The following is a 21,124-nucleotide window of genomic DNA, read 5'->3' as shown; positions in this document are numbered from 1 at the left end:
GATGACATAAAGTGCTTGCCCTCTTCTATCCGTTAGGGAAAAGCCGCTCGAGAGTCCTTGACCAGAGATTGCCACTAAGACGCAGCGATAGAATAGTAATTGTACGGATACGCATAAACAGCTATGGCAACCGTCTACTCGTTGTCGCCGCTAACTCCCGCAATTATGGCGACGTGCAGACGCTCGACGACCTGAACCAGAACCATCTCCACGAAATCGAACACTTCTTCGTGTCTTATACCATTTTACAAAAAATTTGATACAAATACAGACGGTGTAGAGACGCGAAATTTCGCGTCTCTACAGGGTTTAAATGTATCACGATTAACGTGAAATGGTATTACAACACCGCCAAGGGCAAAAAATTCGAGCCGCAGGTCGCTTTGGACCAGAGCAAGCCCGCCAGCTGGTACAAGAGGCTGCTCTTCAGTTTCGCAAGCATTAGGACAATAGTTAATCACCAAAATATGAGTAGATGCCGAGCAAGAGCATTGCACGATTTCGTCGAATTACGAGAAACTAATGAATAGGTAATCGCGCTTATATTTTGAGCATAACTCATGTCACAAAGGCGTGTATGGCATCGTTTAAGCGAGTTGCGGCGTCAGCGTTTTGTTGGGCGCAAGCATGAAACTTCGCTGTTTCAGTCGGTGTTGGCTCAAGAATTACTGCCTTTTCAGGTTCTATATATCTTTGGCGCTGGTGGTGTCGGTAAAACTACTTTGCTGCGAGAGTTTGCTAAGATTTGCTTTGAGGCGAATACGCCAACAGTTTACATTGATGGTCGTAACATTGAACACACTCCAGAATCATTCTTAAGTGCGATCGCCAATGCCGTCGGTTTCCCACAAGGCAATCTACTGGATGTAATTGCTAACCACAACAGTCACTATGTATTTTTAATTGATACTTACGAAGCACTGAGCAAACTGGAAGATTGGCTGTTACAGATGTTTTTGCCTCAGTTACCAGAAAACGCTCTGATTGTACTTGCGGGTAGGGTAGCGCCCTCCCAAGCTTGGCGGTCTGACCCTGGTTGGCAAGCTTTAAATCATACTATAGAGTTACGTAATTTAACTGAAATTGAAAGTCGTAGCTATCTGAATATACGTCAAATTCCCCATTTTAAACAAGATAGTATTTTAAAGTTTACTCACGGTCATCCTTTGGCACTGTCTTTAGTGGCAGATGTGTTTACTCAACAGGGTGATATTGACTTGGATGCGATCGCCGCCACCGATGTGGTAAAAACTTTGCTAGAACAATTTGTGCAAGAAGTACCAAGCCCCACCCATCGTACCGCCTTGGAAATTTGTGCCATAGTACGCCTCACCACAGAAACACTGCTAGCCCAGACATTGGGAACAGAAGACGCCTACGAATTGTTCAACTGGCTGCGTGGGCTATCATTCATGGAATCAAGTTTACAGGGAATTTTTCCTCATGATATGGCACGGGACGCTATTGCTGCTGATTTGCGCTGGCGAAATCCCCAACGTTATGCTGAACTATTTAGCTGTGCGCGTACTTATTACGTCAAGCGCATCCTACATACTACTGGAGAGGAACTAGAACAAGCTTTATTTGATTATTTGTATAAAAGTCAACATGCACGACAGTTTCTTGTTTGGGAAGACAGCAGTAATTTAGTTTGTGACAGCTTGCGGGAAAATGATAAAAACACAATAGTGGCAATGGTAGCACAGCACGAAGGGGAAGCTTCGGCAAACCTTGCTGCATATTGGATAGAGAAACAGCCACAAGCAGTATCAATCTTTCGCTCTTCTTCTGGAATACCGCTAGGTTTTATGATCATGCTGGCATTGCATGAGGCAAGGGTGGAGGATTTACAGTTAGATCCCGCAACTGGTGCTGTGTGGAATTATATTCAACAGCAGCCTTTGCAGCCAGGAGAAAAAGCAACTTTCTGTCGCTTTTGGATGGCTGCTGATAGCTATCAAGCGGTTTCTCCCATTCAAACCCGCATCCTTGTCAAACTATTTTGCCACACTATCACCACTGCTAATTTAGCTTTCTTGTTTACAACTCTTGCTGAACCTGATTTTTGGGAGTACTTTTGTACAGCAGCCCAGATACCATTGTTGAGAGAGGCTTATTTTACAGTAGGTACGCGCCATTATGGTGTGTGTGGACGCCATTATCGAGGTGAGTCAGCTACAGACTCGATGATACAACTACCAGAATGGGTGTTAGCAATGAATCCCGACTTGAAGTTGAGCAGACAAAACACAATACCAACAGAATCATCGGTAGTTATCAATCAATCTGAGTTTACTTCTGCTGTGCGGCAAGCTTTGCGAGATTATTTACGCCCAGATGCGCTCTATGATAATTTACTATTAGATTCAAGCCTTGTGATTAACAGAATCGGCAGTAATTCTAGTAAATCTGAGCGTGTTGCTACATTACAACTTGTATTGCTTGAGGCGATCAAATCTCTACAAAAATCACCTCGCGAAGCCAAATTTTACCGTGCATTGTATCACACCTACCTGCACCCCGCACCATCCCAGGAAAAAGCCGCAGAAATATTAGATGTTTCCATTGCTTCTTTTCATCGCCACCTAAAAGCAGGAATTACACGAGTAACTGAGATTTTATGGTGTCAGGAACAAGAATTAGTGGGACTTGAACAAAAAGAGATGTGAAATGATAACTAAAGGAGTATCTGGTTTAACATAATGCTTGTCACTCCCAGCAGCAGCAAATTAAATGGAACCTCTACCCAATCAACTGGTAACAGAACATTTGGAATTATGTGATTATAAGGTAAGCGGTTACTGGAATGAAAATAATGAATTTTATGAAGAAATTATCTTGCCTCGTTCACTTTCTGCTGAGTTAGTTAGCAGTTCCATTGGTGTTACATACAGAAAACGCTGGATTCAACTTAAATTTATACTTCAAACTACTGAAAGAAATACCAATGAAGATAAATCGAGTAATATTAACTCTCAAAAAATTGGCGAATTGATTCTCATTTACAATGAAAATATGGAATTTGTTGATGAGAATTGGCTTCTAGATATAGACTCGCCTTTTATTATAGCAAAACGTGAACAACACAAGTAATACAACCGTGCCTTTGTCTTAGGCAAACTTGATGACTTATCAGCGATCGCAAAGTCTAACTGATGTCGGCTCCTTAGGAATAGTGATCGCCGCTGGCAATCATCGATTCCTGTTACGTTAAATTTCAGTTTTTTATATCATTCATATTTTGAGATATAATTATCATAACTTATAATTTCATATCCTATTTGATTAAAATCATCTGAAATAAGGCACTCTGCAAAAGTAAGATGACTCTCATAATCTTCCTGACATTCAACATAGTCGGGTATAGAATTTTCACATTCATTTTGCTCTTTTAAATCACGCATTGGCTGATAATAAGTAGCTTCTATGCAAGCTAAAAATTCTTTAAAAAGTTTCCAACAAACAGTAAAAGTACTAAATACTTTTATTGTTGAGCCTTCTTCATTTTCCTCAACTCTAAAACAGTTAATTTCTTTAGATGATTCCCAATCTAATAAACTATTAATGATATTTTCGCTAGTCTCTAAATCAAAAAAAGGGTTAAACTTAGCATAATAATATTGCTGTTTAGAAATTAAATCAAAAGCCGAAATAATTTCAAATGACCAATCATCTACTATTTGAAGTGAAATATTCATACAAGATTATGATTGCATTTTAAAAATCAGTTTAACTTTTAAATATTGTAGTGTGAACAGGGCAAGCGTATCTCAAATTCTCGTGACATGACTAACAATTTATGTAGATTATGCATTTCCGACATTTAAGGATATTACAAGACAGGAGAATGTGAATTTAATATAACAATTAGCGGCAAAGGCTTACAGTGCAAATAACCCATAAATTAATCTTTTTATCAATAATTGTTAAGATGCGCTTACCCTGCATCCAAATTCCAGCTTGCTCAAATTTATTAAGCATTAATTATGCGTTTTTGATTTTGATATCTGAAGACATTAAAACCATTGTTCAAAAATTATAAACTTTAGAATGCATAACATTTTCACTATATATTTTGATTTCTTATACTAGCTTTTCCTTTAAAACTTGAGTTTGGACTAATTGGTATTCAGCAACCATCAATAGAATGGCTTGAAAAAGTCACCCAGCTTCTTCTGGAGGCTGAGTTAAGTTGAATCGTGAAAAAAGAAGCAGAAACTAAGCAGCAGTTAGGTCAGCGTTCTTAAGTGATTCTTCGGTTTTAGACCGTTTAGACGCATGTTTTTTGACAGTTGGATAACGCTTACGCGGAGGTGGCTGATGCCCTTGGGTACGCCCAGGTGATTTACCGCGAGTTTTCGGGGGTTGAGCAGGAGTGCCTTCTTCGGCTAAAATTAGGGGAAAGGCTTGTGCCACACGTCCTGGAGACAGTTTATCCTGAGTCGATTGCCAAGGCAAGGGGGAATCAATACAGGGTAGTTACCAAAACGGCATAGACCGTAACAAACCGTAGTAATACGGACTACCCCAGACCACTCCTTAAGCAAGAGTAGCCGTTATCTCTAAGCGTTAAAGTTCGTACCTTGGGATGTCGAGTTAGCTTAGACTCACGCCAGTTCCAAGCTCTATAACTCAGTGGTTAAACAGGTGAATTTGTTAATGGTTAAGCCAGTGCTACTGAGAAAGTACCGAGAGATAACGGGTCGAGGCAAACATTACCAATTAATTGCGTTCCTAACCGGAATAAAAATGCAAAACTACGTTTTTATCGTTGACACAAACAAAAAGCCATTAAATCCTATCCGCCCCAAGCGTGCTAGGAATTTACTTAATAGTGGAAAAGCAGCAGTTTTGAGAATGTATCCTTTTACCATAATCTTGAAAACTGCTGTAGAAAATCCAGCTTTAAGACCTGTTGAATTAAAAATTGACCCTGGTAGTAAAGTTACTGGGTTAGCTTTAGTTCAAGATGGTGAAGTAATCTGGGGAGCAAATCTGGAACATAGAGGTAGTGAGATTAAATCAGATTTACAATCTCGTGCTGCGACAAGAAGATCAAGAAGAAACAGGAAAACACGCTATAGAGAACCAAGATTTTCCAACAGAAAACGTTCTAAAGATTGGTTCCCACCAAGTCTCATGCATCGTGTTTTAACGATAGAAACCTGGGTAAAGCGAATTTGCAGATATGTTCCAGTTACAGTGATTGCAATGGAATTAGTAAAGTTTGACACTCAAGCTTTACAATCACCAGAAACGAACGGCACAGCTTATCAACAGGGTGAACTTTTTGGATACGAAGTCAAAGAATATTTGTTAGCCAAATGGGGCAGGAGTTGTGTTTACTGTGGCAAAGAAAATATACAACTTGAGGTTGAACATATTCAACCAAAATCAACAGGTGGTAGTGATAGAGTAAGTAACCTCACCTTATCTTGCCGTTGTTGTAATCAAAAGAAAGGCAACAAAAAGATTGAGGAATTTCTTCATAAAAAACCAGATTTACTGAAAAAAATTAAAGCAGTTGCCAAAACTCCGATGATCGATGCAGCAGCCGTCAATTCAACGAGATGGAAGCTTTACTATACTCTCAACAACATTCCTGAACTCAAAATAACCACAGGAACAGGTGGACGCACTAAGCATAATCGAATTAAGAATGGCTTTGAAAAAGACCATTGGATCGATGCTTCTTGTGTTGGAGAAACTGGTATGTCGGTCAACTTAAAAACTAGACAACCAATCAGAATCAAAGCGAACGGTGTAGGCTCTGGACGCCAGATGACACGAGTAAATAAGTTTGGCTTCCCTTGTGCTAAAGCTAAACAATGTTATCAGCACGGGTGGAGGACTGGTGATATAGCTAGGTTCTCTGATGGAAGGATTGGACGGGTAGTGGTTCAATCGGCAACTCGGCTAGAAATTCGTATTGGAAAGCAAAGAATATCTGGGACATTAAATAAGTTTACAAAACTACATTCACTAGATGGGTACAATTATGCATTCTAATTTGTTCCGAATTATTCCGGTATATACCAATATTTCGTCATCTAGTGACACGGCGAGTCTTGCTAGCCATAGTTGCCAAGTTAACAATGGCATTAGGTCACTCCATCGCTCTGTTGCCTGAGTAGAACCAAGCTGAGGTTGTGTCCAATGTAACCGCTGCTTGGCAAATCGATACCAATGCTCTAGGGCAAAGCGGCGTAGGTATTTGTGCCAGAGGTTCTCTAATGTAGGCATCGTCTGGCCCAACCAAGCACGAGGCAAAGGGTTGGAACTTACGATTGCGTCCAACTGGTTGGATCACCTCGACGCGAATGATTTCCATTGCCCGGTTTGGGGATTGAAGGAAATGAAACCCACTCCAACGCATTACTTTAACTAGACCAACTTTCGGGTCTTCAACTTCTAGAGTTTCAGTTGCCTAGGAGCCAAGTTTGGGGGTCATTGAGCTTAAACTTATGACCATGCTTACATGGTGCGCCTCGTCCTTTATAAGCACCGGGTGTACCCCATACGCATCGGTTAGAAGCTAAACGCAACAACAGGTCTGCCTCAATCTCCTCCGTTGCTTGGACAAATTTGGCGTTGCCGTAGCCTCTGTCATAAGCGGCAAGGGGTCTAGTTCGTAACTCACGGGTTACTTGTTTGAGTTGGAATGCTGCTTTACTTGTTGGCGTTTCAAAGCTGGTGATCCGTTCATGTTTCAACGGCAATGCCCAACTCCCATCCGCCTCTGGTATCCAGGCGTGAGCGTACTGTAACTTTGTCCGATGTTTATGCTCTCCCTTCTGTCCCCATGAAAAGTTCTTTCTTTGAGTGTCTTCGCTTCTGGTCGTGCCCAAAAGCTATGATCTCCTGCTAGAAATGGCTGTTCATCTGTCATTACCTGCTGTACCAGTAGCTTCACGACTCTTCCTTTTCGGTGGACGACTATCATGCAGTGCTGCATAAATACTCGACCATTGCCGTCGAAATACTGGGCTTTGTGACAAGCTTACAAATGATGGGATACTTGGACTTGTCAATACTGCATCCATCAATTCAAATACTGCATCTTTGGCCTTCCCCAAACAATCGTAGACAGCGGGCGCGGAATTTTTCTAGTTGTGTCAGGATCATCACGTCAATGATTTATCGATTACTTTCATTGACTTTACCGCAGTCAGTGTCATTGCTGACTGCTTTTCTCTAGCTCTTTAGTCCAAAGTCCAGTTAAAAAGTTTACAGAGAAAAATTACTTAATACAGTTTTTTAGTAAACTTCAGTAGCATCCCTAGCTATACGGTTGACATCAATAAATATACCTGTTAATAAGTTGCGCTATACTAAAATGTAACCTGTTAACAGGTATTTATTATGCCAAAACCTAAAGGTGGTAGAGGACAGAAAGCACCTTATCAAACTAAATTAATGCGCGTCCCTGTTCTCCTGGAGCAGCAGATCAACCAACTTAAAGCTATGGGTGGAGACTCGCTTCAAACCTATATAGTCACAAGCTTTGAGTAGAGCTAGGTCTGCTGATTGCCTATTGCGATAACCTAAACCATTTCTTCCCGCAAACAAGTAGCCAATTTTTGGTAAGCCCACCTCAATCATCAATTCAGCTAGCTTCTGGGATATTTTCACTTCTCTAGACTTTTTGGTTTTAGTTGTGGGAGTGCGGAACATAATGCGATCGCGAATAATATCTTCTAGCGTGTAAAAAGACAATAAAATACGTAACAATAAAATCATAAATGCTTTAATTTAACAGGGAAAAACAACAATGACCGAAGCAAAGCGTACTCGCACGGTACGTAGAGGAAGGATATTCCCTGAGATTCAGTGGACAGAAGAACAGAAAGCGCAGTGGCAAGCTGAACGCGAGGCATTTTACCAGCGCAGCAAACCCATTTTTGACCGCCTTAAGCCTGAATTAATTAAAACGCACTACAACTGGTACATGGCTGTTGAGCCAGAGAGTGGAGAATATTTTATCGATAAAGATGAAATAGTAGCGATGAATCTGTCGCGTCAAAAGCACCCGAACGCTCCTTTTTTTCTTTTCCGAATCAATGAAACAGGACTATCGGGGACTATATGATCGAGGGCTGGTTTGGTGATGATGAATCCCTACTTAAAGTGTAGCAGACAAAACACAATAATAACAGAATCATCGGTAGTTATCAACCAATCTGAGTTTACCTCTGCTATACGACAAGCTTTGCAGGATGATTTACGCCCAGATGCGCTCTCACATACATAATGTACTATGCAGTAATTTATATATAATTGATTAATTTGTGGATGTCAATCAAGATAGAGTGATAGTCTTATTTGCATCGCGTTTTAAATTATCAATAGTGCCATCTAAATCAGCTTCTCCAAGATGATTATTACCCGTTTTGTCGAAAACTTCTAAATGAGCTGCTTCGCCAAAATGTAAATTGTCTACATACCAATATCTTCCAGTAGCTAATTCACAGTATATAATTCTTCCCTGAACCCTAAATGATGTTTTTTCAAATCTTGTAGTATCTCGTAAAATCGTCTGTTCATCCCTTGGTGGTTCAGTAGCATATGTCGCATATTCTACTTGACTCAAACGTAATTTATATTCTAACCAATGTTCCAATGCCAATTTAGTATCAATACTATCTAAACATATATGATTTACTTCATCATTATTTTTGATAATAGTAATTAAGCAACAACTGTTAATCTGTGTGTGAGATTTTTTAAAACTAGAATTAATGAAATTAATCAACAAATAATCATTATCACTATTTTGCAATTTTCTTTCAGCAACTTCAGCTAAAGTGGTATTACTTACATTCTTGCAATCATTATCATTCGTCAAGTAATCAAAAAAATCTGTTGGTACATGTATCTGTTCCTTTCGCCATTCTTTAGGATTTGACTTGTTAAAAACAATATTGATAAAAGCTGTTTTTAAAGATTTGTCTCTAATTTTATTAAGACTTGCATTAAAATGAGAACCTTTGATTGCTTCATAGTTGGCGTATATATTACTATCTTCTTTATAAAGATTTTTATCTTTAACTTTTTGATTAATTAAGTCAAAAATAGAGATAAATACTTTTATAGCATTACGAAATTCAGTTTCTGTAGGATATTGACCCTCCAAGGATACTTCGTTGATAAATATTTCCATTCTTCTAGAGTCCAAAAAGTCGTGCAAAATCTTTATCCATTTGGTCAAAAAATCCTTCGGACCATTCTTCAATTCCTCCATCAGGTTGAACGGGAATTTGCACAACTGGCTGTTCTGGATTTTGCTGAAAATATAATATACTTAACTCTTCATTCGTGATAATCTTATCAAGAACAGCTATTCGCAAGGCATTCAAAATATGATCGCTATGTGTTTCAATAAAAACTTGTACTCCACAACTGCTCACTTTTGCTAAAAATCGTGCCAATCTTGATTGCGCTCTTGGATGCAAATGAGCTTCAGGATTTTCTACAATTAATATCTCACCTTCTTTGGCAATCAATCCTGAAACAACAATTGGCAAAATACAATGGTATCCAAACCCGACGTTAGCTGGTTTGTAACGGTCTTTAGAGGCACTGGTATTAAACAAAGGTTCCAGAATATTACTTCTTGATTTAGGTATTTCAACTTTTGCTCCATCAAAAATTTCATTCAGCCATTCTTCAGTTTGAGTAGATAATATTTTTGCGTTTTCCCCTATACACAGTTTTTCATTAACTAAATCATCGGCTTTCTTATAAAGCAAATTAACAGTGAACTCACCTCTAGCTCCAACATTTGGAAAATTTGTAAGCGTAGATTTAAAGTAAAATTCTTGCGGTCCCATTCTATCTGCTGAGATGTAATGAATATGACTAAAACTTAATGATGCGCTGATTTCATTTAAATGTATAGATTCACTACCAACTCTAATAGAATCTTTAGGTATTAATTTAAATATGTCAGAATAATACAAAAGCTTTGATTTATCATTATCATTTTTATATTCATATACTTCTAAACTACTTCCAAATGATGTTTTTTCATAAAATCTATCTACTTTAAAATATTCATTTTCAAAATTCAATTCATTACAAACCCGAATACTACTAATTTCAGCTATCATATCATCGCTGATATTTTCTGTTAAAAAATATTCAATAAAACCTTCAGTATCTTTACCTTCACCAAAATTTTCATCATAATAGTATTTGATAACAATAGATTCTTCTCTTGAAATGTTACTATTCCTAACATCGCTAAAATTACCTAATTTAACACAACTACTATTTAATATAATTTGAGATATCATCTCGTTATGCTCAATAGACTGACGCATCAAAAGCAAAGATTGTAAAAGAGTGGATTTACCTCGTCCATTTATACCTGTTAATAAATTTAGCTTATTTAAAGGAAACTCGACTTCTTCCTTAAAACATTTAAAGTTTTTTAAATTTATTTGTTTTAGCATTACACATTACCTAAAATTTCTTGTGCTAGTTTGAATCTAGTAATAACCTTAGCTTTACTACTTGTAGAATACTTAATTGCATCAATATATTCTTTGTTATCAAGTAATTTAACAAAATTTTCTTGAATAGCTTTCTTATTCTCTTTCAAGAAATTATCACTTTTTAAGGAAAAAAAGTAAGATACAGATTCAAATATAGCAATATTGATTCTTCCCCTACTCTCACCTGATGGCAACCGAAAATTTTTATTACCAAAGAACTCAAATGTTAAGTTCATTACCCGCTCAAAATCTTTCTTGATAACCTCAATTTTTTCCTTGGGCATCAGATTAATTTTTTTCATTGCATTTTCTACAAAATCACTCAAGTCACCCTGGTAATTATTCTCATAATCAAAAATTTTAAATGCTAAATATCGTAAAATTACTTCTCGGTCTTTCATCCGTTTTGGTGAAATTCCATTATCAATAGCTTTTTTAAAAAATTCTTTTTCTGACAATTCTTTCAGTAGCTCAGTAGATTTTCCTGAAAATATACAGTTTCTAACTTCTTGACGTTCAAGCTTCGTTCCTCCCGTATTTATTCTACTGAAAATATCATAAACTACTTTGATTGGTACAGAAGGTTTGATAATATATATATTAAGTTTTTTGTCTTCTATTTTTGTTTGATAGTCTCCTGGTAATAGTTTCAATTCGGAAAAATTATAACCAATTAACTTAGTTAAAGCCTCTAAGCCTTTTAATTCAAATTTATCATTAACAAATTCATGTAACGTAGATGTTCGCTGTAAACCGTCAACAATAATATACTTACCTTCCACAGTTTGATTAACATACCAAGGAGGTAAGGGAAAGTTGAGAATAACAGATTCAATAAATTTACTTTTTTGTTCTAATGACCAAACTAGATTACGTTGAAAATCTGGGTCTATAATAAGTTTTCCATTGTCGTATTTTCTCATTAACTCGAAGACCGTTTGTGGGTCTTCTCTAATGTCAATATCGGCTTTCGTTGGGTCATAAGGATACAAACCACCATTATCACCTTTCTCTTCTTCTGCAGTATCTTCGTCCGTTACTATGACATCGCGATCTTGTAGTTCACTAAGCATTTTTACTTGCTCCGCTTTTTCTAAGAGTTTATATATACGATATCGTTCGGACTTGCGGCGATTCTTAAAGTGCCTGACAATTAGATTATGACATCTCTGTGCTGTCTCGAATCTCCGAACGATACATCCACTCCCGTCTTTCCCGCCAAATGCCTGATTTGCTCTCATCAATCTTTGTCGCCGAACTCATTAACCCCAAGCCTTTGCTTGTGGCTCGTCTTTCACCGGATATCCGACATCCCGGTTATCGATAACACCGCTAACACCTTTGATACGGGAGTATTTAGGCGCGTGAGGATAAGTAAGTGTATTGTCAAAAGCACCACAATGAAATAAAATTGATAGTTTTTTGATAGGAATGTGATATTGAATTCACTCACTGTTTTCGCCAAACTGAAACTAACATCAAAAAGGATGGCGAATATGCGCTTTTTATATCAAACGACTGCATCATTAACTATTGCTGCAACTGTTTTTATTGGCATGGCAGGAAGCGCGGAGGCAGCATCATTAACTCCCACTTCATCTATATATAATGCAGTTTCATCAACAAATACTGTCTCAGATGACTTGGCGAGTAAACTACAGGCAACTCTAGACAAGACTGTAAAAGATAATGGCATTACTGGTGCTGCTGTAGCAATAACTACACCGCAAACAACGTGGTTTGGTGCAAGCGGTGTTTCTAATCTGGAAACTGGAACAGCCATGAGAAAAGAAGATAGATTTCCCATCGCTAGCACCACCAAACCGTTTACAGCAGCAGTGGTGCTGAAGCTGGCGGAAGAAGGAAAGCTGAGTTTAGAGGATACTTTAGACAAATGGCTGCCGTCTTCAATTGTGGATAACATTACCGACGGTAGAAATATCACGATTCGCCAACTTCTCAACGGTACTAGTGGCATCTACGACATTGCCTGGAGTTTTGAAGGTAAAGAATCCCCGCTTCAGCAAGACATTCGTAGCAATCCTACTAAGCAGTGGGCAAAAGAAGAACTTGTTGCTTATGCTTACGGCAAACCAAGATTTGCAACTGAACTACAGGGAATCTCTTGTACGCCAACGTATTGTTACCCTAATACTGGCATGATTTTAGCTGGAATGATTATTGAAAAAGCCACAGGCTCAACCTATGCTGAAGTTCTTCGCAGTCGGATTCTCGATCCTCTAGGGCTTTCTAATACCTTTTTTGCCCCACAAGAGCAGATTCCTGGTGGATATGTTAACGGCTATCTCGATTACGACGATAATGGTACTCTTGATGATGTCACTGCAGTTAACCTGTCCTCTGCATCGACGGCTGGCGGTATAGTTTCTAACACTCAAGACTTAACACGATTTGCTCAAGCGCTGTTTGGGGGTGAGTTGCTTTCTTCTGACAGCCTTCAGCAAATGCTTGACTTTCAAGGTAGTGGGGATGATAGCTTTGAGTACGGACTAGGCTTAACTAGTCGTGAATTTCAAGACATCGGTAGGGCGTGGGGACACCGTGGCGATTTTGTTGGACATGGCTCCCAATGGTGGTACTTCCCCGACTTGGGTATCACTTTTGTGAGTTTGCAAAACAGTCCGTCTGAAAAAGATATCCTATCTCCCATGCTGGAAACCTTGCGCACGCAAGGGCAGCATAGCAATCTTAAGGAGATTCCTGAGCCAAGTGCTATGACAGGGTTGATGATGGGTGTAGTAGGATTTCTTACTCTTCGCTTTCGATCCGCTTCTCTAAATACTGCCCAATCATCAATTGTTCCCCGGCACGAGAAATAATCGACTGGCGGGTGCGGTATTTGCTACCAATTAACTTTAACTCTTCTTCAAATACTGAACCGTTGTATTCAGTGCGCAAACACAAAGTTTTGGGGTTGGGGAAGTGATATTCGGCTGTCACTGGTTTGGGTGTGGCGAAACCGCGATCGCGATACAATACATTCCCCAAAGCACCAAACAACGTTAAACCCGACGACTCTTTCTTGCCTGTATCTGACTTAGTATCCCAGGTTACTTCAGCGCCACAAGTTAAACTTACTGATTCAGGCAAACCGTGCATCTGAGCTAGTTTAGACAATTCATCGCATCCCGCCTCTAAAAACCTAATGGTAATTATACTTACCATTTCTTTTGTTTCGCCAGACGGAAGGGTGTAGTAACGCCTTTCTGAACGCCACTTTCCCACTGATTCCTGAAAAAATTCTGCGATCAGAAGTTCGTCAGATGTTTGTGCAACTTTTAGCTGTGATGTCACTGGTGGTTCTCCTTTTGTTGGTTGGATACAGGTATATACAATATATCTGTACCCAATACCAGATGTGTTTATAAATTTTAATATTAACTAAACATTTTCAAAAATACTGGTACTTTGGCTACAACAATTTCAGATCTCGTGACTTTAGTCATGGTGAAAGGGTTACAACTCCTCACCACCGATAGAGCCAAGGAAATTTAAAGAAAAGTTATAATCTGAGTGTGATAAATTAAAAGTGTAAAAAATAACTTTGTCTCATCAGTGGTCAAAGGAGGGGAATTTTGTTCTTATCGCTTTTGTAACAGCGATAATTTTTTATATGGGTTATTAAGTTAGAGAACAAAATTAACAATAAATCCGGAAACTACTTTGATAGGAGTGGGAAAAATGATTTTGGAGGAGAATTGGCAACCGAAAGTGAAACACAACCAAGTTCGTAAAGCAATCAGCCCAGAAAAAGCAAACCGTTATATGCAAAAGCAAATTATCAGTTTGTGGCAGCAACTAAACAAAAAGATTTTGATCGCTTGTTTCATTAGCTTGGGGTTATTAACAGTGGGTTGCGGTTCATCTGAGAAATCAGCAGAAGCTCAATCTCAAGGTAGTAATCAAAGGCGAGATAGTAAAATCCCTGTAGATGTAGCTGTTGCCAAAACAGGTGTGCTGCGACAACAACCAGAATATACAGGCACGACTGTACCATTTCGGAGCGTGTCACTGCGATCGCAAGCAGAAGGGCGACTATTAGCTTTGAATGTAGACGTGGGTGATGCCACAAAACAAGGGCAAGTAATCGCACAGTTAGATGATGCCTTGCTGAGAACAGCATTAAATCAAGCTGAAGCAGAACTAGCCAGCCTTAAGTCAGAAGTAGCAAGGGCAAAGAACCAAGTAAGTAATGCCCGTGCTGAAGCAGAAAGACTGCGCCTAGTGGTAGTGCAAGCACAAGCAGACTCACAACGGCAACAGAAACTAGTCAAAGAAGGGGCAATAGCACAACAAGTAGCCGAACAAGCTCTTACCGAAGCGAGAACCGCCGCTCAAGCACTCCGCGCCGCCCAAGAAAGAGTCGATACCGAACAGCAAGCAGTAGCCGCCGCCCAAGGTAGAGTTGTCGCCCAACAAGCAGCAGTTGCACAAGCCCAAGAACGCAGATCTTACAGCCGCATAGTATCCCCCATCAACGGTGTAGTTACAGCAAAGGTAACAGAACCGGGTAACCTATTACGACCTGGTGATGAAATTTTGCGCATTGGTGATTTCAGCCGTGCAAAAGTGCTGCTTCAAGTTTCAGAAAAAGAATTAGCAAAAATTCGCCCTGGGCAATCTGTGCAAGTGCGTTTAGACGCCATCCCCAATCAAGCATACACTGGGCAAGTTGCACGCATTTCCCCAGCAGCAGATGCAGTAGCTCGTTTAATCCCAGTAGAAGTAGAAATTCCTAACGTTGATGGCAAGATTGGCAGTGGTTTGTTAGCACGAGTCAACTTTGAAATTCCCACACAAGCGCGGGTAGTAGTACCGGAGACGGCTCTTGGGGGAGTCGGGGAGCAGGGGAGTCGGGGAGCAGGGGAGCAGGGTAGTCGGGGAGCAAGCAAAATCCAAAATAGTCAGGGAACTGTGTTTGTTGTTACAGAAGGGCAACAGGGAGCAACAGTTCAAGCAAGAAATGTCACACTTGGGAACAGAGCTGATGGGAAGGTAGAAATTTTATCAGGCTTGCAACCAGGAGAGCAATTTGTTGCACGTAGTGGCAAGCCGTTGAAGGATGGTACTGCTGTGCGTCTTTCAATTCTTTCGGAAAAACCGCGATCGCAAGGGGGTAGAGGGCAGTAGTAATTAGTAAGTAAGTGAAATCGCTTATGTTCGTAGTGAGCGCTTAAGCGCTCAAAGCAAGGGTTTTAAGCGCTTAAGCGCTTACTACAAACTTTTATTTATGCTTTGTTACAGAAATAAGTAAATACGTATTAAATATAATTGGACAGTAACGGTGATGCAGCAGGTTAATAAAAGTAGCAAATTTAGTATCAGCGCTATTTCCATTCGCCAGCACATCGGCACACTCATGCTCACCTTGTCAGTAGTTGTGCTAGGTGTATTTTTTCTGACAACTATCCAAGTAGATTTGTTACCGTCGATTACCTATCCGCGTATTGGTGTTCGACTAGATGCGCCTGGTATATCCCCTGAGGTGGCGGTAGATGAAATTACTAGACCCCTAGAAGAAGCTCTATCAGCTACTGAGAATGTAGTGCAAGTATTTTCCCGTACTCGTGAAGGACAAGTTAGTATCGATTTGTTTTTCCAACCAGGGGGCGATATCGATCAAGCTCTCAACGATGCTACTGCGGCTTTTAACCGAGGCAGAGGACAATTGCCAGATACGATTGAAGAGCCGCGTATATTTAAATTTGATCCATCCCAGCAGCCTATTTACGAATTGGCGCTGACATCTTCTTCGCTACAAGGTAAAGATTTACGGGTGTTTGCCGATGAAGAGTTATCTCGCGAACTCAGTGTTGTACCTGGTGTGGCTGCTGTTGATGTATCCGGTGCAGCGGAGGAAGAGGTGCGGGTGCTGGTTGATTTAAATCGTCTTCAAGCATTGGGTGTAGGATTAAACAGTGTACTTAATGAATTAACAGCACGTAACCAGGATATATCTGGTGGGAGAATTTTAGGTCGCAATTCTGAACCTTTAACCCGTACTTTCGGACGTTTTCGAGATGCAAAGGAAATCGAAAACCTCTCTTTTCAAGTAGGAAATGCGAATAGTACTTCTGCTACCAACCAGTTGCTTCCCCGCCGCGTCTATCTGAGAGATTTTGCCACTGTACAAGATGATACGGAAGAACAACGTATATTTGTTTATTTAAATCGTCAACAAGCTGTGAAAGTGTCTGTGCAAAAGCAGCCTGATGCTAATACTATTACGGTTGTTGATGGCGTGAAGCAGCGAATTGAACAATTGCGACAGTCTGGCTTGATTCGTGCAGATATGATTTTGACGCCCACTACAGATGAATCTCGCTTCATTCGCAATTCTTTGAATGATGTGGTGGTTTCGGCTGTTTCTGGTGCTTTGTTAGCAGCGGCAGCAGTACTGTTATTTTTGGGATCGCTACGACAAACTTTTATTATCACTTTGGCAATTCCATTATGTACTCTGGCGGCGATCGCTTTAATGAAGTTGTTCGGCTTGAGTTTGAATGTATTCAGTCTAGCAGGTTTGACTTTGGGAATTGGTCAAGCAATTGATACATCGGTAGTGATTTTGGAAAACGTCTCTGAAAAAGCAGGGATGACTCCCAATCAGAAAGAAGAGGAGAGGTTGGGAGAGAGGGGGCAGGGGAGAGAACCCAATCCCTACGAGGTGGAGGAAAATGCAAATTTCTTTATTGAGACGGCGATCGCATCTTCTGGTGAGGTAGAATCGGCTTTGGTTGCTGCTACTGCTGCAAACTTGGTTTCTGTTGTGCCATTCTTGTTGATTGGCGGTTTTATCTCACTACTATTTAATGAACTAATTCTCAGTATTAGCTTTGCGGTTGCGGCATCGCTTCTAGTTGCCGTGACTATTGTACCAATGCTTTGTTCTCGACTACTGGCAATTCGCTGGTCGAGTGGGATAAGTAAGTTTTGGTTGCTGCGCCAGTTTAATCGCCGCTTTGAAGATGCCACTATTTTATATAGTAGATTGTTAGGTAGGGTTTTACGCTATCGGGTAGTGGCGATTGCTGCAGCTTTGCTAATTTTGGGTGGTAGTACCTTGTTCATGGCTGGACAAATTCCTCAAGAAATTCTACCGCGAATTAGTACTGGACAAGCAAACTTGCGTGCGCAGTTTCCTCCCGGTACACCTCTAGAAACTTCTGCGAAAGTGATGAAGGCTGTAGATGACATCTTAATGAAGCAGCCAGAAACAGATTTTGTTTTCTCAACTGTGGGTGGTTTTCTATTTGGCACCAATACTTCGGAAAATCCTTTACGCGCTAGCGCTACCATCACTTTGAAAGAGGGCAAAGATGTGGAGAAGTTCGTTCAAAAAGTGAATCGCGAATTGAACAAACTTAACTTAGCAGGAATTCTACTACGCCTCAGTCCCGGTCAGGTACGTGGTTTAATTTTAAGTAATACTCCGGCTCAAGGTTCAGAAGTTGACGTAATTCTGCAAGGTGAGGATGAACAAAAGTTACAGCAGGCTGGCAGAGAAGTACTGCAAGCTTTGGAGGAAAGGGCAACATCAGCAAGATTTCGCCCTGATGCCGATCCTCGTCAACCAGAAGTGCAAATTCGTCCTGACTGGGAAAGAGTTGCAGGTGTAGGGTTGACAGCGCAAGAAATTGGTGCTACAATCCAAACCGCTATTGAGGGTTCTGTTCCGACACAAATTCAACGTGGAAACCGCTTAGTTGATGTGCGTGTGGAGTTGAATCAAGAAGCAATTGAGCGTCCCTCTCAACTAGAGCGATTACCTTTATTTACCAGTAATAACCAACAAATTCGCCTTTTGGATGTCGCGAATATTGAAGAAGGGCAGGCACCAGGAGAAGTTCAGCGAATTAACCAGCGTCAAGTTTTCATAATTGCAGGTAACTTGAGCGAGGGTGCAAGTCTTGGTGAAGCCCTCAAAGAAGTTCAAGAGGTACTTAAGAGTGTTAAGTTACCTGAAGGAGTTTCTGTGATCCCAAGTTCTGCTCAAGAAACTAATCAGCAATTGCAAAACTCTTTGAAAACTTTGGGAGCCTTAGCGGTATTCTTGATCTTCGTTGTCATGGCTGTACAGTACAACTCGCTAATTGACCCACTGGTCATTATGTTTACTGTACCGTTGGCGTTAGCTGGGGGAATTTTCGGACTTTACATTACGAAAACTGCGATTGGCGCAACTGTAATTGTTGGTGCAGTACTACTGGTAGGTATCGTAGTTAACGCGGGAATTTTGATGGTGGAATTGGCGAACCAAATTCGTGAAGAAGAACATTGTCCTCGTCAAGTAGCTATTATCAAAGCTGCACCTCAGCGTTTGCGTCCCATTATGATGACAACAATCACTACTATTTTGGGACTGTTTCCACTAGCTTTAGGTATTGGTGAAGGTTCGGAGTTTTTGCAGCCCTTGGGGATTGTGGTTTTCTTTGGGATGGCGATCGCTACAATGCTTACTCTATTTATTATCCCCTGTTTTTACACTTTACTGCACGATCTACTTGATTTGAAATGGGCGAAACCCATATTATATAGCATCAGTAGATGGAGGAAAATTTTTAAATAGTACGAGCGCTAAAAATCCTAGTGTATTGGAGTCGGCGATCGCATTTGAACAGAAACAATAAAATCTTAAGTTTTATTGCTACGCTACAAAGAGTAACAATAAAATATATAGTATGGTTCAAAAAACATCTATAGGAATCCGGTTTGATTTTTGAACAAATCTACGTATGTGTAGGGCACTGCCCACCATATCTAGGCTTTGTGCGCTTGCGCCCTACCTACGTGTATTTCAAAAATCAAATAGTAATCCTATATGACACTCAACCTTAGCTTGACACCAGAGTTAGAACTGTATTTGACACAAAGAGCCGAACAACAAGGTACAACTGTTGAGACTTACACTCTACAACTTTTAACAGAACACATTTTATTAGAAGAGAGACAAACAAACCTGGTTAATCTACTCCAGTCTTGGTTTGATGAAGATGATGCCCAAGAGCAACAAGAAACAGGTGAATTTTTAATTCATGCCTTGGACGAAGATAGGTTATATGAGCGTAAGTTATTTCCCTCTGAATTGAAGGGTGTAACCTGGTGAGCTAAACTAAAATCAGTAAAGTTTTTGTTGAAAAATGGTATCTACTGAGTTAATTGAACCAGATCGCAAACTCAATCGTGCATGCAAACTTCAGGTGATTCAACTTTTAGCTACTGAACTAGCAAACGAAGAAAATAAGCTGATACAATCAGGTGCGTCCTACCCAGTTTGGTCTCCCTACGATGCTGTCGAAGCTGCCAATATTATGTTAGAAGCTTTAAATGCTGAAACTTCTCCTTAAATGATGAATAATCCAGCAAGATCTTTTTTGGAAGAAGATTTTTAAACTGCAGAGTTTCAAGATGATACAGAAGATAGCTTATACTGGTCTTAGCAAGTAGTCAAAGTAATATGAATTAAAAAAGGTAATGAATTTATGAATATTGAGCAAGCAGTCTTGGAAAAATTACGCCAGCTACCTGTAGATAAGCAGCAAGAGTTACTAAATTTTGCCGAATTTTTGTCTCAAAAAAATACTTCAAAAACTCCCTTACGTAGTGTTAGAGGGTTATGTGCTGATTTAGCAGTAGATATTACTGAAGAAGACATTACCCAAGCTCGTCAAGAAATGTGGGGGAATTTTCCCAGGGATATCGTCTGATGATATCAGTAGTTGCAGATACACATGCTTTAATTTGGTATATTTTTGATTTGAAGAGACTATCAGAAACTGCTTTAACAACTTTACAGCAAGCAGTTAGTAGTGGTAATCCTATTTATGTCTCATCTATTTCAGTAGTCGAAATTACTTATTTGGTTGAAAGGGGACGCTTTGCAGAAGAAGTATTGACACGAACTCTAAATGCTTTAGATGACCCTAATGTGGGTATCATATTAGCACCTTTAGATCGTAAGATTTCGGGAGCAATTCGTCAAATTGACCGCGCAACTGTTCCTGATATGCCAGATAGAATTATAGCAGCTACTGCTTTCTCTTTGGGTCTTCCCTTAGTTACCCGTGATTCGCAAATCCAAGCATTAACAAATATTCAAACCATCTGGTGAAATGAATATAAGAGCGATCGCATATAGCGTATTGAGGAAAAGACATCCCGCTCAAGTCATATCAATATTTTTATTAAGCAAATGGTTAAGTGCGAATGCCTTGGCTATCCTTTCTCATCCTGATTCTCAGTTAGTTATCCCTGCAACTACATGAGCTTTAAGCTTTGGATGCGCTCTTATTAAAATAGAGTTAGCAGTAGGATTTACTTGATTAGGAGGTTCTCTGATTACTTTATAAGAAATTATTAATTCTATTGAAATGCCCACAGAAGATCGAGAGTATTTATTTGAGTTTCTTCGTCAGCAACGAATTGAGGATCAGCGGGTTGAAATTTTGGCTAATGCCCAGGAAGTGATGCAGGCTTTTCAGGATGGGACAGCTTATAGGGGAAGCGTTGATGATTTGATCGCTGATTTACTAGGAGATGATGATGGAAGTTGTCTGGAGTAGTGGATTTAAGCGTGCGATCGCATCAAATCATCGTGTAATTAGGTA

The 21,124-nt window shown here is 39.9% G+C and carries 20 protein-coding genes and 2 pseudogenes; 14 read left to right on the top strand and 8 right to left on the bottom strand.

Going from position 1 to position 21,124, the window contains the following annotated elements; all coding sequences use genetic code 11:
- Positions 1–11 precede the first annotated feature (11 nt).
- From ICL16_RS47780 to ICL16_RS22810, 3 genes are all read left to right on the top strand, one after another.
- On the top strand, positions 12–260 hold the full coding sequence (locus tag ICL16_RS47780) for an inorganic diphosphatase (protein ID WP_420485293.1): 249 nt from the start codon (positions 12–14) through the stop codon (positions 258–260).
- 300 nt (positions 261–560) lie between these two features.
- Entirely contained in the window at positions 561–2,669 is a 2,109-nt protein-coding gene (locus ICL16_RS22815; protein WP_190832329.1) for an ATP-binding protein, read from the top strand.
- 64 nt (positions 2,670–2,733) lie between these two features.
- Entirely contained in the window at positions 2,734–3,093 is a 360-nt protein-coding gene (locus ICL16_RS22810) for a hypothetical protein (RefSeq protein WP_190832327.1), read from the top strand.
- Positions 3,094–3,230: 137 nt separating this feature from the next.
- Here the strand turns inward: ICL16_RS22810 and ICL16_RS22805 are convergent, their stop codons facing one another.
- Positions 3,231–3,698 carry a hypothetical protein gene (locus ICL16_RS22805; RefSeq protein WP_190832325.1) on the bottom strand — a complete coding sequence of 156 codons (468 nt, stop codon included), beginning with the start codon at positions 3,696–3,698 and terminating at the stop codon, positions 3,231–3,233.
- Positions 3,699–4,218: 520 nt separating this feature from the next.
- A pseudogene (locus ICL16_RS22800) lies at positions 4,219–4,473 on the bottom strand (NF041680 family putative transposase); the annotation flags it as partial.
- A gap of 186 nt (positions 4,474–4,659) precedes the next feature.
- On the opposite strand from ICL16_RS22800, the gene iscB reads away from it, so the two are divergent.
- A complete protein-coding gene (gene iscB, locus ICL16_RS22795; protein ID WP_238360903.1) occupies positions 4,660–6,009 on the top strand; it encodes an RNA-guided endonuclease IscB in 1,350 nt (449 codons plus the stop codon).
- A gap of 51 nt (positions 6,010–6,060) precedes the next feature.
- Here iscB and ICL16_RS47345 read toward each other — a convergent pair.
- Together ICL16_RS47345 and ICL16_RS22775 are read right to left on the bottom strand one after the other, a co-directional pair.
- A pseudogene (locus ICL16_RS47345) lies at positions 6,061–7,125 on the bottom strand (transposase); the annotation flags it as partial.
- Between the two features lie 288 nt (positions 7,126–7,413).
- The gene (locus ICL16_RS22775; protein WP_190832317.1) at positions 7,414–7,740 is read right to left on the bottom strand and encodes a hypothetical protein; all 327 of its coding nucleotides are present in this window, start codon (positions 7,738–7,740) and stop codon (positions 7,414–7,416) included.
- Between the two features lie 31 nt (positions 7,741–7,771).
- Between ICL16_RS22775 and ICL16_RS22770 the strand changes: the two genes are divergently transcribed.
- Positions 7,772–8,089 carry a hypothetical protein gene (locus tag ICL16_RS22770; protein ID WP_190832315.1) on the top strand — a complete coding sequence of 106 codons (318 nt, stop codon included), beginning with the start codon at positions 7,772–7,774 and terminating at the stop codon, positions 8,087–8,089.
- A 210-nt stretch (positions 8,090–8,299) separates the two neighbouring features.
- Here the strand turns inward: ICL16_RS22770 and ICL16_RS44890 are convergent, their stop codons facing one another.
- Genes ICL16_RS44890 through ICL16_RS22755 form a run of 3 tightly spaced genes read right to left on the bottom strand, consistent with a single transcriptional unit; the run spans position 8,300 to position 11,569 of the window.
- Positions 8,300–9,160 (bottom strand): hypothetical protein, encoded by an 861-nt coding sequence (locus tag ICL16_RS44890; RefSeq protein WP_202895658.1) that lies wholly within the window; start codon positions 9,158–9,160, stop codon positions 8,300–8,302.
- Between the two features lie 4 nt (positions 9,161–9,164).
- Positions 9,165–10,454: a DUF3696 domain-containing protein gene (locus ICL16_RS22760; RefSeq protein ID WP_190832312.1), complete on the bottom strand. Its 1,290-nt coding sequence runs from the start codon at positions 10,452–10,454 to the stop codon at positions 9,165–9,167.
- Positions 10,454–11,569, bottom strand: a complete 1,116-nt coding sequence (locus tag ICL16_RS22755) for a DUF262 domain-containing protein (RefSeq protein WP_190832310.1) — start codon at positions 11,567–11,569, stop codon at positions 10,454–10,456. Before ICL16_RS22755 ends, ICL16_RS22760 begins: the two co-directional genes overlap by 1 nt.
- Positions 11,570–11,667: 98 nt before the next feature.
- Here ICL16_RS22755 and ICL16_RS22750 point away from each other — a divergent pair, with 98 nt between their 5' ends.
- Together ICL16_RS22750 and ICL16_RS22745 are read left to right on the top strand one after the other, a co-directional pair.
- Positions 11,668–11,823: a hypothetical protein gene (locus ICL16_RS22750; RefSeq protein WP_190832308.1), complete on the top strand. Its 156-nt coding sequence runs from the start codon at positions 11,668–11,670 to the stop codon at positions 11,821–11,823.
- A gap of 169 nt (positions 11,824–11,992) precedes the next feature.
- On the top strand, positions 11,993–13,336 hold the full coding sequence (locus tag ICL16_RS22745) for a serine hydrolase domain-containing protein (protein ID WP_190832306.1): 1,344 nt from the start codon (positions 11,993–11,995) through the stop codon (positions 13,334–13,336).
- On the opposite strand, the gene ICL16_RS22740 is transcribed toward ICL16_RS22745, so the two are convergent.
- Positions 13,266–13,811 carry a phycobiliprotein lyase gene (locus tag ICL16_RS22740; RefSeq protein ID WP_190832304.1) on the bottom strand — a complete coding sequence of 182 codons (546 nt, stop codon included), beginning with the start codon at positions 13,809–13,811 and terminating at the stop codon, positions 13,266–13,268. The genes ICL16_RS22745 and ICL16_RS22740 overlap by 71 nt on opposite strands.
- 387 nt (positions 13,812–14,198) lie before the next feature.
- On the opposite strand from ICL16_RS22740, the gene ICL16_RS22735 reads away from it, so the two are divergent.
- The 7 genes from ICL16_RS22735 (at position 14,199) to ICL16_RS22705 (ending at position 21,079) form a co-directional block, all read left to right on the top strand.
- Positions 14,199–15,647 (top strand): efflux RND transporter periplasmic adaptor subunit, encoded by a 1,449-nt coding sequence (locus ICL16_RS22735; protein WP_190832302.1) that lies wholly within the window; start codon positions 14,199–14,201, stop codon positions 15,645–15,647.
- A gap of 157 nt (positions 15,648–15,804) precedes the next feature.
- Positions 15,805–19,086 (top strand): efflux RND transporter permease subunit, encoded by a 3,282-nt coding sequence (locus tag ICL16_RS22730; protein WP_190832299.1) that lies wholly within the window; start codon positions 15,805–15,807, stop codon positions 19,084–19,086.
- 252 nt (positions 19,087–19,338) lie between these two features.
- Positions 19,339–19,623, top strand: coding sequence for a hypothetical protein (locus ICL16_RS22725; RefSeq protein ID WP_190832297.1), 285 nt, complete (start codon positions 19,339–19,341; stop codon positions 19,621–19,623).
- Positions 19,624–19,657: 34 nt separating this feature from the next.
- The gene (locus ICL16_RS22720) at positions 19,658–19,864 is read left to right on the top strand and encodes a hypothetical protein (RefSeq protein WP_190832295.1); all 207 of its coding nucleotides are present in this window, start codon (positions 19,658–19,660) and stop codon (positions 19,862–19,864) included.
- Between the two features lie 135 nt (positions 19,865–19,999).
- A complete protein-coding gene (locus tag ICL16_RS22715) occupies positions 20,000–20,224 on the top strand; it encodes a DUF2281 domain-containing protein (RefSeq protein ID WP_190832293.1) in 225 nt (74 codons plus the stop codon).
- Positions 20,224–20,628, top strand: coding sequence for a type II toxin-antitoxin system VapC family toxin (locus ICL16_RS22710; protein WP_190832291.1), 405 nt, complete (start codon positions 20,224–20,226; stop codon positions 20,626–20,628). Before ICL16_RS22715 ends, ICL16_RS22710 begins: the two co-directional genes overlap by 1 nt.
- A 259-nt stretch (positions 20,629–20,887) precedes the next feature.
- Positions 20,888–21,079 (top strand): hypothetical protein, encoded by a 192-nt coding sequence (locus ICL16_RS22705; protein ID WP_190832289.1) that lies wholly within the window; start codon positions 20,888–20,890, stop codon positions 21,077–21,079.
- The last annotated feature ends 45 nt before the right edge of the window (positions 21,080–21,124 follow it).

Origin of the sequence: Iningainema tapete BLCC-T55 (assembly GCF_014698965.1) — a bacterium.
Lineage (GTDB): Bacteria > Cyanobacteriota > Cyanobacteriia > Cyanobacteriales > Nostocaceae > Iningainema > Iningainema tapete.
The sequence above is the reverse complement of the archived record's forward strand: the minus strand, read 5'-3'. Positions and strand labels throughout refer to the sequence as shown.

Excerpts from the sequence above, each read along its gene's own strand:
- ICL16_RS22815 (WP_190832329.1), top strand. The coding sequence starts at position 561 with ATGTCACAAAGGCGTGTATGGCATCGTTTAAGCGAGTTGCGGCGTCAG.
- ICL16_RS22810 (WP_190832327.1), top strand. The coding sequence starts at position 2,734 with ATGGAACCTCTACCCAATCAACTGGTAACAGAACATTTGGAATTATGT.
- ICL16_RS22805 (WP_190832325.1), bottom strand. The coding sequence starts at position 3,698 with ATGAATATTTCACTTCAAATAGTAGATGATTGGTCATTTGAAATTATT.
- iscB (WP_238360903.1), top strand. The coding sequence starts at position 4,660 with ATGGTTAAGCCAGTGCTACTGAGAAAGTACCGAGAGATAACGGGTCGA.
- ICL16_RS22775 (WP_190832317.1), bottom strand. The coding sequence starts at position 7,740 with ATGATTTTATTGTTACGTATTTTATTGTCTTTTTACACGCTAGAAGAT.
- ICL16_RS22770 (WP_190832315.1), top strand. The coding sequence starts at position 7,772 with ATGACCGAAGCAAAGCGTACTCGCACGGTACGTAGAGGAAGGATATTC.
- ICL16_RS44890 (WP_202895658.1), bottom strand. The coding sequence starts at position 9,160 with ATGGAAATATTTATCAACGAAGTATCCTTGGAGGGTCAATATCCTACA.
- ICL16_RS22760 (WP_190832312.1), bottom strand. The coding sequence starts at position 10,454 with ATGCTAAAACAAATAAATTTAAAAAACTTTAAATGTTTTAAGGAAGAA.
- ICL16_RS22755 (WP_190832310.1), bottom strand. The coding sequence starts at position 11,569 with ATGCTTAGTGAACTACAAGATCGCGATGTCATAGTAACGGACGAAGAT.
- ICL16_RS22745 (WP_190832306.1), top strand. The coding sequence starts at position 11,993 with ATGCGCTTTTTATATCAAACGACTGCATCATTAACTATTGCTGCAACT.
- ICL16_RS22735 (WP_190832302.1), top strand. The coding sequence starts at position 14,199 with ATGATTTTGGAGGAGAATTGGCAACCGAAAGTGAAACACAACCAAGTT.
- ICL16_RS22730 (WP_190832299.1), top strand. The coding sequence starts at position 15,805 with ATGCAGCAGGTTAATAAAAGTAGCAAATTTAGTATCAGCGCTATTTCC.
- ICL16_RS22725 (WP_190832297.1), top strand. The coding sequence starts at position 19,339 with ATGACACTCAACCTTAGCTTGACACCAGAGTTAGAACTGTATTTGACA.
- ICL16_RS22720 (WP_190832295.1), top strand. The coding sequence starts at position 19,658 with ATGGTATCTACTGAGTTAATTGAACCAGATCGCAAACTCAATCGTGCA.
- ICL16_RS22715 (WP_190832293.1), top strand. The coding sequence starts at position 20,000 with ATGAATATTGAGCAAGCAGTCTTGGAAAAATTACGCCAGCTACCTGTA.
- ICL16_RS22710 (WP_190832291.1), top strand. The coding sequence starts at position 20,224 with ATGATATCAGTAGTTGCAGATACACATGCTTTAATTTGGTATATTTTT.
- ICL16_RS22705 (WP_190832289.1), top strand. The coding sequence starts at position 20,888 with ATGCCCACAGAAGATCGAGAGTATTTATTTGAGTTTCTTCGTCAGCAA.